The sequence below is a fragment of the Orbaceae bacterium lpD04 genome (genome assembly GCA_036251935.1).
Classification (GTDB): Bacteria; Pseudomonadota; Gammaproteobacteria; order Enterobacterales; family Orbaceae; genus Orbus; species Orbus wheelerorum.
Genome location: CP133967.1, coordinates 691,447 through 703,597 on the forward strand (window position 1 = coordinate 691,447; position 12,151 = coordinate 703,597).

A 12,151-nucleotide genomic window follows, 5' to 3' on the forward strand; every position below is an offset into this window, starting at 1 on the left:
TTTGCGATGTGTAATGTTGCACGTTTCTGAGAAATTCTCATGGTCTTTAAGATTATAAAAATTATTCTAAAAGTTTTATTCCATGTTCGCATCACCGGTAATGTCAATAATTTTAACCACGATAGGTTAATCATTACCTCTAATCATGTTTCATTTCTTGATGGGATCTTATTAGGTGTATTTCTACCTGTTCGGCCAGTATTTGCGATCTATTCTGGTTATATTGACCATTGGTTAGTTAAACTTGCTAAACATTATGTCGATTTTGTACCAATGGATCCAACTAATCCGATGGCAATTAAACGTTTGGTTAGGCAAATTGAAAAAGGGCGGCCAATCGTTATTTTTCCTGAAGGTCGTATAACGATCACCGGTTCTTTAATGAAAATTTATGATGGAGCTGCATTTGTTGCCGCTAAATCAAATGCGACGATAGTACCGGTTTGGATTGAAGGGGCTGAGTTTACCATGACAAGCCGCCTAAAAGGTGTATTTAGACGCCGCTTATTTCCACATATTACTATTCATGTGCTGGAACCTAAAAATATTGCGATGCCTATCGCGTCAAAAGCAAGTGAGCGCCGTTATATCGCTGGTGAAAAACTACATCAAATAATGATGGACGCAAGATTGGAAAGCCGACCTAAATTAACACTTTTTGATGCATTGCTCGAATCACAAGTTAGGTACGGGGCAAAATCACGAGTTATACAAGATCCGACCAGCAAGCATTTATCTTACCGCCAATTGTTAAAGCAAATTTTAGGGGTTAGTTGTATTATCGAAAAATTAACCAAAGACAAAGAACGTGTTGGTGTGTTATTACCTAATGCCGTCATCAGTGTCTCGACCATTTTTGCCTTATCTTTAAAACATCGCATACCTGCCATGCTTAATTATACTGCAGGTGAAAAGGGCTTAAATTGTGCAATAAAAGCGGCAGAAATAAAAACGGTCATTACTTCAAAAAAATTCTTAGCTAAAGCTAAGTTAGACTATTTACTTGATGAAATCGAAGGCGTCAAATGGTGTTTTTTAGAAGATCAAAAAAACTCTTTAACATTTAGCGATAAAGTGTGGGTTTTCATTCACCAATTTATGCCTCGCTTACTTAAACGCAATCATCACTATAATGATGAAGCACTAGTTCTTTTTACCTCGGGCTCAGAGGGTAATCCAAAAGGTGTTGTTCATTCTCATACCAGTTTATTAGCTAATGTTGAACAAATTCGTACTATTATTGATCCGATGCCAAGCGACAGATTTATGTCTGCATTACCGTTATTTCATGCCTTTGGTTTGACGGCCGGTTTACTATTACCGCTTCTTTCAGGTAGTAAAACATTCTTGTATCCAAATCCTCTACATTACAAAATGGTTCCTGAAATTATTTATGATCAAAACTGCACAGTATTATTTGGTACACCAACTTTTTTAGCTAATTATGCACGTTATGCTCATCCATACGATTTTATGCGATTACGTTATGTAGTTGCTGGCGCTGAAAAATTATCTGAAAGTATAAGGGAAGTATGGAAAACAAAATTTGGTATCCGCCTATTGGAAGGATATGGCGTTACTGAGTGCGCACCGGTTGTCTCTTTAAATGTGCCGATGGCCTATAAAGTAGGTACAGTTGGCCGGGCACTACCTGGCATGGTAACAAGGTTAATTTCAGTTCCTGGTATTGAGCATGGCGGTAAATTACAGTTACAAGGCCCTAATGTCATGAAAGGTTATTTATTAGTTGATAATCCTGGGCAATTAGTCAAACCATGTGCAACGGATAGTAACGGTCATATTGAAAAAGGTTGGTATGATACTGGTGATATCGCCTTTATCGATAATGATGGTTTTATTACCATCAAAGGACGATTAAAGCGTTTTGCAAAAATTGCTGGTGAAATGGTTTCACTCGAAAGTGCCGAAGCGTTAGCGAAAATAATTGATAGTGATGCGATGCATGGTGCATCGATTAAAACCGATAGTTCGAAAGGTGAGGCTATCGTCTTATTTAGCACATCAGTAAATCTTACCCGTGAGAAACTAACCAAGGAAGCGCAATTACAGGGTGTTCCAGCAATTGCAGTACCTCGTGATATTCGAGTTGTTAAACAGCTACCGTTATTAGGTACGGGGAAAATCGATTACATTACTCTGCGCCAGATGGCAGATGAAAGCTAAATCTATTGCAACATAAATAATCGCGCTAATTTGGCGCGATTATTAAGCTGGAGTTATTAATGAATAATCAAACTTTATTAAGCCGAGGAATGATTGCAACAATGTTTGCACAGTTTTTTTCGGCTTGCGCTGATAATGCCTTACTCTTTGCTATTCTTGCATTAGTTAAAACATTGCATTATCCGGAGTGGAGCAAGCCTGTTTTGCAAATGGTGTTTGTTTTAGCATTTATTATTTCAGCGCCATTTGTTGGCCAAATTGCTGATCGATTTTCCAAAGGGCGAGTTATGTTATGCTCAAATGCGATCAAATTATTTGGCGCATTCGTTATTTGTATCGGTATTAGCCCATTTTTAGGCTACGCTTTAGTCGGAATTGGCGCAGCATGTTATTCTCCTGCTAAATATGGAATTTTAGGTGAACTAACCAATGGTGATAATTTAGTAAAAGCCAATGGATTAATTGAAGCATCAACCATTGCTGCAATTTTATTAGGCAGTGTTGCTGGTGGATATATTGCTGATCTTAATGTTTTTATGTCGATTTTGATGTGTATTTTAATGTTTACTGTTGCAATGCTCGCTAATTTATTTATTCCTAAACTCGCGCCAGCAAGAACGGGTATGAGCTGGAATATACTTGCTATGGTAAGAGAGTTCATTAAGTCAGCAAAAATTTTATTAAGCCATCAGCAAGCGCGGATCACATTGATAGGTACTAGCCTTTTTTGGGGGGCAGGTATTACGCTGCGTTTTTTGCTTATTGATTGGGTGCCCATTGCACTTGGTATTAGTGATAATAAAACGCCGACTATTTTAAATGCTGTTGTTGCTATTGGTATCGTAATTGGTGCCGGGTTAGCTGCAAAATTTGTTAGTATGAAACAAAGTACGCGCTGTATTCCTGCAGGAATATTGATGGGGATTGCCGTTATCTGTTTTTCAGTGCAAAGCAATATGGCGATATCATACTTATTGCTAATCATTATTGGCGCACTAGGTGGCTATTTTCTAGTGCCACTTAATGCGTTATTACAAAATTTTGGTAAGCAAACGATTGGGGCCGGGAGCGCTATTGCTGTGCAAAACTGCGGTGAGTATAGCGGTATGATGATTATGCTAGGGCTTTACTCAATGAGTGTCGCGCTAGGTTTTTCAACGATATTAATCGGCGTTGGTTTTGGTGTCTTATTCTCACTAGCTATTACGAGCTTATGGTTATGGCAAAAACGCAAATAAACTCTATTTTGCATAAATAAAAGCCCATAAAAAATGAGCTTTATGCGGTTGCTACAATGATTTAACAGTATAAAATCGTTATTTTGTTAAATCATTAAGGTAATCTTTAGTCGAGATTAAAAAGACAAGAAAGTTCGTTGACTATCTGACTAATTGCCTCTATAATCTCGACCTCTTTATCGTCAAAGTGGAGTTTTACTCTGCTAATTGTTAATTATTTGATTTAGGTATAAATCGTCATGAAACGTACATTTCAACCATCAGTTTTAAAGCGTAATCGTACTCACGGATTTCGTGCTCGTATGGCTACAAAAAATGGTCGTCAAGTATTAGCTCGTCGTCGTGCTAAAGGCCGCGTTCGTTTAACTGTATCTAGCTAATATTTAAAGTTGAGTGATTAATCGACTCACCTTTATTCGGGAGTTACGTTTGTTAACTCCCAATGACTTTAACTACGTTTTTAGCCAGTCTATCAGGGTAGGTTCTCCTTATATTACTCTAGTTGCAAGAAAAAGTTCCTTATCCCATCCACGTCTCGGATTTGCTATTGCTAAAAAACAAGTGAAGCGTGCGCATGAACGTAATCGTATAAAGCGATTAATGAGAGAATATTTTCGTTTAGCACAGCATGAATTACCTGCAATAGATGTGATTGTTATGGCAAAAGCTGCGGTTATTGAACTTGATAATGCAGCGTTAAGGCAGGTATTAGATAAGGTATGGCAACGCCTCATTGTAATGCAACAAAGCAAAAGTTAAAACTATATTTACTTGCATTTAAGTCATTAGGTGCAAATAGTTTTATTTTGTTAATTAAAGGCTACCAGCGGTTTATTAGCCCTCTGCTTGGCCCTAATTGCCGCTTTTCGCCAACATGCTCTCAATACGCAATTATTGCATTAAACCGCTTTGGATTGATAAAAGGTAGTTGGCTAACACTCAAACGTGTATTAAAATGTCACCCTTTACATGAAGGTGGTGACGATCCCGTCCCCCCTCAGAAAGATAAAAAACAATAGAGAAAACACGAATGGCATCTCAACGTAATATTTTAATTATTGCTTTACTTTTTGTTTCTTTTTTAATTTGGCAGGCATGGCAGAAAGATCATGAGCCAAAACCAGTAAAAGCAAATCAATTAACCGAACAAATGATCACAGATGATTCAGCAGTTAGTAATGTTGGTCAATCAATTACTGTGAAAACAGATGTATTAACCCTAACGATTAATACTTATGGTGGTGATGTTTTATCCGCTGAGTTGTTGAAGTATAATCAAACTTTAGGTTCTAATACTCCATTTCAGCTATTAACAGCTAGACCTGATTTTATCTATGTTGCAGAAAGTGGACTAACAGGTAGAAATGGCCCTGATAATGCAAAACAAGGTGGTAGGCCTGTTTATCAAGCAGCTCAAAATGAATTTGTTTTAGCTGATGGCCAAGATGAGTTACGTGTGCCGCTTACTTACCAAAAAGATGGTGTGACTTATACTAAAGTTTATCTTCTTAAACGTGGTAAATATGCAATTGATGTTAGCTACGAGATCAATAACAAAAGCAATCAAGCTGTTGAAGTTGCTATGTATGGTCAGTTAAAGCAAACTGTTGAACTACCTAATGATGCGATAAAAGAAGGTGGCGGGGGACTTGGTTTAAGTTCATTCCGTGGCGCAGCTTACTCTAGTTCTAGTACTAATTATAGCAAATACAGCTTTGGTGATATTGAAGATAAAAACTTATCTGTTAATTCTTCAGTTGGCTGGGTTGCGATGTTACAACACTATTTTGCTTCTGCTTGGATCCCAACGCAAGATCAAGATAATTTATTATATACTCGCTCAACATCTAAAAAATCACAAGCAACTGTTGGTTTTAAAGGTGAAGACACGGTTATTGATAGTGGCAAAAATCAAACCATTACGGCTAAGTTATGGTTAGGTCCAGAAATCCAAAGCGAATTAAAAGCAACTGCTGCTCACTTAGATTTGATTGTGGATTATGGTTGGTTATGGTTCTTATCTCAGCCTTTATTCCATCTACTAACATTTATTCAAAGTTTTGTTGGAAACTGGGGCGTTGCAATTATTATCATCACATTTATTGTACGTGGTATTTTGTTCCCATTAACCCGTGCACAATACCGTTCAATGGCAAAAATGAAGCTATTACAGCCAAGATTACAAGGCTTAAAAGAACGTTATGGTGATGATCGTAAAAAAATGAGCCAAGAAACGATGGCTCTTTATAAACAAGAAAAAGTTAATCCATTAGGTGGCTGCTTACCGCTAGTTGTCCAGATGCCAATTTTCCTTGCCTTATTCTATATGCTAGGTAGCTCTGTTGAACTTCGTCAAGCGCCATTTATGTTATGGATCCAGGATTTATCTGCGCCAGATCCATACTATATTTTCCCATTAATTATGGGTGGGACAATGTTCTTGATTCAAAAAATGTCGCCAACGCCAGTGAGTGATCCAATGCAGCAAAAATTAATGACGTTTATGCCATTAATCTTTACGGTATTTTTCCTCTGGTTCCCTTCAGGCCTCGTGTTGTATTATATTGTGAGTAACTTATTTACGATTGTACAACAACGTATTATCTACTGGGAGCTTGAAAAGAAAGGGCTTCATGAGAAGAAGAAAAAGTAATTGACGATTTAAGGCAGAGTATACTCTGCCTTAATTATTTATAGGTAAAATAATATGCAGCAACAAATTATTTTAACAGGTAATGAACAAGGTCATTGGTTTGTTAGTCAAAATGGTCGCTTATGGTTGCCTAAAGGTGATGTGCCTTATGGCTTAGCGCACGATTTTGGTTTTACAGGTAATACGGCGCAAATTATTGGTGAGTTTCAAGGCCAAAGTGCGTGGTTAATTTGTAAAGAGATGAAACACGGTATGGGAACGATCCGTCCTTTACTTGGTAGCACTGACCAAACTTTATTTTTAATGGCTGGCAGAGCTGTTCAGCTTGCTGAATTTTATCGTTCACATAAGTATTGTGGTTACTGTGGTCATGAAATGCACCATAGTGAGACGGAGTGGTGTTATTTATGTGCTAGCTGTCATCAACGCTATTACCCACAAATATCACCGTCCATTATTGTTGCTATTCGTCGTAATAACCAGATTTTACTGGCTAAACATACTCGTCACCGCGCAGATAATCTTTATACTGTCTTAGCTGGATTTGTTGAGGTTGGCGAAACTATGGAACAAGCCGTCACACGAGAAGTATTTGAAGAGTCCAAAATAAAAATAAAAAATATTCGCTATGTAACGTCACAGCCTTGGCCTTTCCCTAATTCAATGATGATGGCGTATTTAGCTGATTATGATAATGGTGATATTGATATCGATCCTAACGAACTTGTTGAAGCAAATTGGTATCATTACAATGAATTACCAAAGATCCCTGAATACGGAACCGTTGCAAGGCGATTAATTGAAGATACCGTTATTTTATGCCGCCAATACGATGAATATGGTGAGTAACAACCCTTGAGCAAGATTAAAGTTCTTGCTCAAAAAGCGCTAAAATTGTGTGGTAGAGTTTTTTAACAGTAAAGCCGTTAGATGGCGTACTAAAAATAGTATCATCACCAGCGATAGAGCCCAAAATACCCTCAGATTTACCGATGGAATCAAGTAACCTAGCAATAAGCTGCGCAGCCCCTGGGCTTGTACGGATAACAACCATTGATTGATTATAATCGATATCAAGTACAAGGTTTTTTAATGGGCTTGAGGTTGTTGGTACACTGACTTCAGCAGGTAAACAGTAGACCATTTCCATTTTTACATTACGCGTTCTCACCGCGCCAAATTTAGTTAACATACGCGACACTTTAGATTGATTTACATTTTCAAATCCGTGCTCTTGTAATGCTTGTACTATTTCTAGCTGTGAACTAAATTTTTCCTGCTTGAGCATATCTTTAAAAATTTTAACCAGATCGGCAGGTGTGTTACGTGTTGTCATCAGTCTATCCTATATCTATTTGCATAACTGCTAGATAATTATGCAATAAATTTGCATAAAATAAAATCAATAAATACTAATATGCACGCTTTTACTTAAAATAGTGCTTTGAATTTATAAAAATTGCTTATTACTTGATAGCACTTTTGGGTCTAAATGCGTTAACGATGCTTTCATTGGTTTCAATGTAAGGTCCTTCAAGTAACTGAATACAGTATGGAATACTGGCAAAAATTCCGCTCACTAATACCTTACCATCATCACTTTTAACGCCTTCTAATGTTTCTTTGATTGATTTAGGTTGACCGGGCAAATTTAGGATCAAACACTGTTTACGAATAACACCAACTTGCCGTGATAAAATTGCGGTAGGCACGAAATGAAGACTAATTTGGCGCATTTGTTCACCAAATCCTGGCATGACTTTATCGGCAATTGCCATTGTTGCATCAGGCGTAATGTCACGCTTAGCAGGCCCAGTTCCTCCGGTTGTCAAAATTAAATGACATGCATGTTCATCGACCAGCTCAATTAGCGTTTCTTCAACAATAGTTTGCTCATCCGGAATAAGCCTTGTTTCGATGATAAAATCGCCTTTAATTGCTTGCTGTAACCAGCTACTTAGTTCAGGGATCCCTTTATCTTGGTAAATACCCGATGACGCTCTATCTGAAACTGAAACTAAACCAATTTTTAACATATTAAGATCCTTTAATGTGATATCGCATTTATTATAACAGTAACAATTACAATGACGCTATTATGCAAACGTGAATCTTACAAGCTAAGCAAAATTGTTGATTGAAACGTATCATTATCAGGGCGAAAGTTAACATAATTAACTTTATTTTTACTACAACAGGGGGTTGGTTGTTATACACTCAAAGAAAGTATAAAAATAACACTTAACTTTGGCAAATTTTAATCTATAATGATAATCGTTTTTGACGAATAGAATCGATAAAATTAAAAATAATTATAAGATAAAGATGAAAGGAGTCGAACCATGTCCGAAAAGCTGATTAGTGTTGTAAACTCGATAGCTGCAAAGCTTATTAATGAGGCTAACAACCATTATGTATTGAATATTCCCCAATTAATCTCATCTTTGTCTATTTTATCAATTAAGACCGAAGAGCAGCTTAATCACCCCTGGCACTATACGATCACCTTTACAAGTCATGATAAACAGATTGCCATTGACAGTGTCCTAAGTCAGCCTGCCAGTTTTACCTTTTTAGCCCCCAATTTAATTGAGCAAGTCACGCAAATCAGTTCCCTTGATAAACCGCCAACAAACCGCACCTTATATGGCGTGATTACCGAGTTTAGCCAGTTATCGGTGGGTAAAGACGAAGCGCGTTATCAGGTTGTTTTACAGCCGCGGCTGGCGTTATTTGCTAACGACTATTATAGCGCTATTTACCAAAACCAAAGTGTGGTTAGCGTGGTTGAAGAAGTACTACGTCGGCATGGTTTTACGGGTGTTGATTACCGCTTAGAGCTAAAAGACAGCTACCCAGCGCGCGAGTTTATTACCCAGTGGCAAGAGAGCGACCTTGCCTTTATTCAGCGGTTACTTGCCGATGTTGGCATATGGTTTCGCTTTGAAAGCCATAGCGAGCATCACTGCGATGTGCTGGTACTCAGTGATTACGAGCAAGGCTTTGACGATGCCGGGAGCATTGGTTACACCTTACCCAGTGGTATGGTTGATAAAGCCCGTGATAGTGTGTGGGATTTACAGTTTCAAAGTCACAGTGTGCCACGTCAAGTGATGGTGCAAGACGATAACTACCGTCAGGCACAAACTGATATGTACTCGCTGGTCAACTCACAGCCCAAATTGACAACTACCGCCGGTACCAATTACCGCTATGGTGAGCACTTTAAAAACAAAGGCGATAACAACATTATTGAAAGCGGCAGTTGGTATGCAAATATCCGCCATCAGCAGCGCATTAGTGTCCAAATTATTATCAGTGGTAAATGTAATGACTACCACTTAACTCCTGGGCAACGCATTATTGTCAGCGGCAGCCCGATAAACGGGATTAGTGAAGGGATTGTTGTTTTATCAACCAAATCCTACGGTGACCGCAGTGAGTCGTATGAAATACAGTTTACCGCTATCCCTTATGATGTATTAAAGCCCTATCGACCAACGCCGCTACCGTGGCCACAAGTGGCTGGAACGTTACCTGCCCGTGTCACCAGCCCTGATAACGACACCTATGGTTATATTGACACCATGGGGCGCTACCGAGTTAAATTCGATTTTGACCTGAAAAGCTGGAAAAATGGTGAAGAGAGTTTATGGGTACGGCTCGCGAAACCTTACGCAGGGGATACATATGGTTTTCACTTCCCATTAATCGATGGTACTGGGGTTGCTATTGCGTTCACTGGCGGCAATCCTGACAGACCCTATATTGCTCATGCCCTGCATGACAGTACACACCCTGACCACGTTACCACTGCTAATAAACACCGTAATATTATTCGAACGCCAGCTAACAACAAACTGAGATTGGATGATAAGCGCGGTCAAGAGCATATTAAGCTCGCGACGGAATACGGTAAAACCCAGCTAAATATCGGTCACTTAGTTAACCAAAATAAAGAGCAGCGCGGTGAAGGCTTTGAGCTACGCACCGATGAGTGGGGCGCAATTCGTGCGGGTAAAGGGGTATTTATTAGTGCGGATGCGCAGCCTAAAGCGCAAGATAAACAGCTCAACATGCAAGAGGCAAAAGCGCAACTTGATAGCGCGATAGAATTAGTCTCATCTTTGCAAGATGCGGCTGAGCGTGCCAAAGCCGAATTAGCGGATTTAGCGACACAAAAACAATTACTTATTGATTCCTTAGATGAGCTAAAAGAAGCTGCCATTTTACTCTCAGCCCCGAAAGGGATTGCGCAAGTCACCCCCAAAAGTATTCAACTTACTGCCGGTGAAAATTTAATTGTAACCAGCCATCAGCATGCGAATATTAATGTATTACGCAAATTTACCTTGGCTGCCGGCGAGGCAATTAGCCTGTTTGCGCAAAAATTTGGTATTAAGCTTTTTGCTGCTCAAGGTAAAGTCGATGTTCAAGCACAAAATGATGAGATGTCACTCAGTGCATTAAAGGATATGTTAATAACCAGCCAGCAAGGGCGAACGGTGATTTCAGCAAAACAAGAGCTAATTTTAACCTGTGGTGGTGCGTATATCCGTATTGCTGATGGGTCGATTGAAATTGGCGCGCCGGATAATATTATGAATAAATCAGCAACGTGGCAAAAGCTGGGCTCCCAAAGCCTGAGTCAAATGACCAATCAACAGCAAGGTGGCGCGTATCAATTCGACTCACAACTGCGTTGGCAGCATGATAATTCGGTCGTCAAAAACCATAAAGTGCGTCTTATTCGCGCCGATAACAGTGAGATAGAAACCATGACTGATGGGGAAGGTAAATTGCCGACGCAGCATAGTGTGTTCGTTGAGCCAATAAAAATCATCATTGAGCCTCAGGCAAAATAATTAAGATTAGTAAAAAAAAGAATAATGAACGACTAAATATTAAATAGCTAAATACTCAATAGATAACAAGGACCGATTAAATGGGATGGCAAATTCCTGCGTTACTAAGTTATAAAAAGATTAAGCGCCCGTCAATTGTTTTTGGGGTCATTGCATTAATCGTATTAATCGCGGTGGCTTTTACCTTGACTGTCTTTTTATTTACCAATGAGGATACGTCTCTTTTTTGGTTTTATGCTATTGTCTTGCCTTTGCTAATATGGTTAGTTGGCTTCTCTTGCCGCTTATCAAAATATATTTATTCGCTTGGATATAATGAAGAGCTAAAAAAACAGAATCAGCATACTACGCAAACTTGGCAACATTGGAGTAAAAAACAAATTCCTGTTTATGGTAGCTATTTTATTTCGGCTGAAGACGATGGCATTAAGGCATTAACCGGCGACGTCAGTAAAATTCCACTATTTCCTGAAAAAGCAAGACCGCTATTTAATCCTTTATCCTCTACTAAACCATTTTGGTTTCTTGACGATGTGATGTCAAATTTAGAAAAGCAAGCACCTAATTACCGTAAATATCTGACGCATATCTATCTACCGGATGAACTTATGGCCGATAATCAGCTGATTGACGCCATATTTTCACATTGGAATTTAAAGCCAGAGCCTATTGATGATTATGACGCATTGATGACCATGCTTTATGATGATGGCGACACGTTAGCACTCTCGCTATTACTCGTGTGCCAATACAGTGATAAGGCTTATCGTCAGCATAGCAAGTTTATCAGTGCGATGTTAATCGGTGATAACTCTTATCATCAGCAGTTGCCTATCAAATCGTGGTTAGGGCGCTTAATGATGTCAGATGAAGTGGATCTATCTGCGGATATCGAGCAACTTTTTAGCTATAATCAGCAAGTCCCTGAAAAAGTAAAAGCGATTTGGCTATCTGGATTAGATAAAAAAAATGGGCTGGCTTTAGCGATGCAGCGCCATAAACTGGGGATAGCAATAGAAACAGACGGGGATAACAATGTTGTTCACGATATTGATTTAACCTTTGCCAAACCGACGAATTTAAGTCAATACTTACTGCTAACGATGGCTAACTGTTATGCTAATGAACAATTTACATTGCAATTAGCCGTCAGCCAATCTAAGCAGCAGCTGTGCTTACAACTGATTAGCCCAACCCAGTTGGTTTAACGA

General features: G+C 38.9%; 11 protein-coding genes. 9 read left to right on the forward strand and 2 right to left on the reverse strand.

Features of this window, described 5'->3' with window-relative positions:
* The first annotated feature begins 39 nt into the window (after positions 1–39).
* From aas to nudC, 7 genes are all read left to right on the forward strand, one after another.
* The gene (gene aas / locus RHO14_03050; GenBank protein ID WVD71782.1) at positions 40–2,184 is read left to right on the forward strand and encodes a bifunctional acyl-ACP--phospholipid O-acyltransferase/long-chain-fatty-acid--ACP ligase; all 2,145 of its coding nucleotides are present in this window, start codon (positions 40–42) and stop codon (positions 2,182–2,184) included.
* Positions 2,185–2,243: 59 nt separating this feature from the next.
* A complete protein-coding gene (gene lplT / locus RHO14_03055) occupies positions 2,244–3,422 on the forward strand; it encodes a lysophospholipid transporter LplT (protein WVD71783.1) in 1,179 nt (392 codons plus the stop codon).
* Positions 3,423–3,661: 239 nt separating this feature from the next.
* Complete coding sequence (gene rpmH / locus RHO14_03060; protein WVD71784.1) at positions 3,662–3,802, forward strand: 50S ribosomal protein L34; 141 nt, start codon at positions 3,662–3,664, stop codon at positions 3,800–3,802.
* 13 nt (positions 3,803–3,815) lie between these two features.
* Positions 3,816–4,181, forward strand: a complete 366-nt coding sequence (rnpA, locus tag RHO14_03065) for a ribonuclease P protein component (protein ID WVD71785.1) — start codon at positions 3,816–3,818, stop codon at positions 4,179–4,181.
* Positions 4,182–4,225: 44 nt separating this feature from the next.
* Positions 4,226–4,441: a membrane protein insertion efficiency factor YidD gene (gene yidD / locus RHO14_03070; protein ID WVD72491.1), complete on the forward strand. Its 216-nt coding sequence runs from the start codon at positions 4,226–4,228 to the stop codon at positions 4,439–4,441.
* Between the two features lie 11 nt (positions 4,442–4,452).
* Positions 4,453–6,075, forward strand: coding sequence for a membrane protein insertase YidC (gene yidC, locus RHO14_03075; GenBank protein WVD71786.1), 1,623 nt, complete (start codon positions 4,453–4,455; stop codon positions 6,073–6,075).
* A gap of 54 nt (positions 6,076–6,129) precedes the next feature.
* Complete coding sequence (nudC, locus tag RHO14_03080) at positions 6,130–6,924, forward strand: NAD(+) diphosphatase (GenBank protein WVD71787.1); 795 nt, start codon at positions 6,130–6,132, stop codon at positions 6,922–6,924.
* 16 nt (positions 6,925–6,940) lie between these two features.
* Here nudC and argR read toward each other — a convergent pair whose 3' ends face one another.
* Together argR and mog are read right to left on the reverse strand one after the other, a co-directional pair.
* Complete coding sequence (gene argR, locus RHO14_03085; protein ID WVD71788.1) at positions 6,941–7,411, reverse strand: transcriptional regulator ArgR; 471 nt, start codon at positions 7,409–7,411, stop codon at positions 6,941–6,943.
* Between the two features lie 130 nt (positions 7,412–7,541).
* On the reverse strand, positions 7,542–8,111 hold the full coding sequence (mog, locus tag RHO14_03090) for a molybdopterin adenylyltransferase (protein ID WVD71789.1): 570 nt from the start codon (positions 8,109–8,111) through the stop codon (positions 7,542–7,544).
* Between the two features lie 306 nt (positions 8,112–8,417).
* On the opposite strand from mog, the gene vgrG reads away from it, so the two are divergent.
* Both vgrG and RHO14_03100 read left to right on the forward strand, forming a co-directional pair.
* Positions 8,418–10,940, forward strand: a complete 2,523-nt coding sequence (gene vgrG / locus RHO14_03095; GenBank protein WVD71790.1) for a type VI secretion system tip protein VgrG — start codon at positions 8,418–8,420, stop codon at positions 10,938–10,940.
* 80 nt (positions 10,941–11,020) lie between these two features.
* Positions 11,021–12,148 carry a hypothetical protein gene (locus RHO14_03100; GenBank protein WVD71791.1) on the forward strand — a complete coding sequence of 376 codons (1,128 nt, stop codon included), beginning with the start codon at positions 11,021–11,023 and terminating at the stop codon, positions 12,146–12,148.
* Positions 12,149–12,151: the final 3 nt, after the last annotated feature.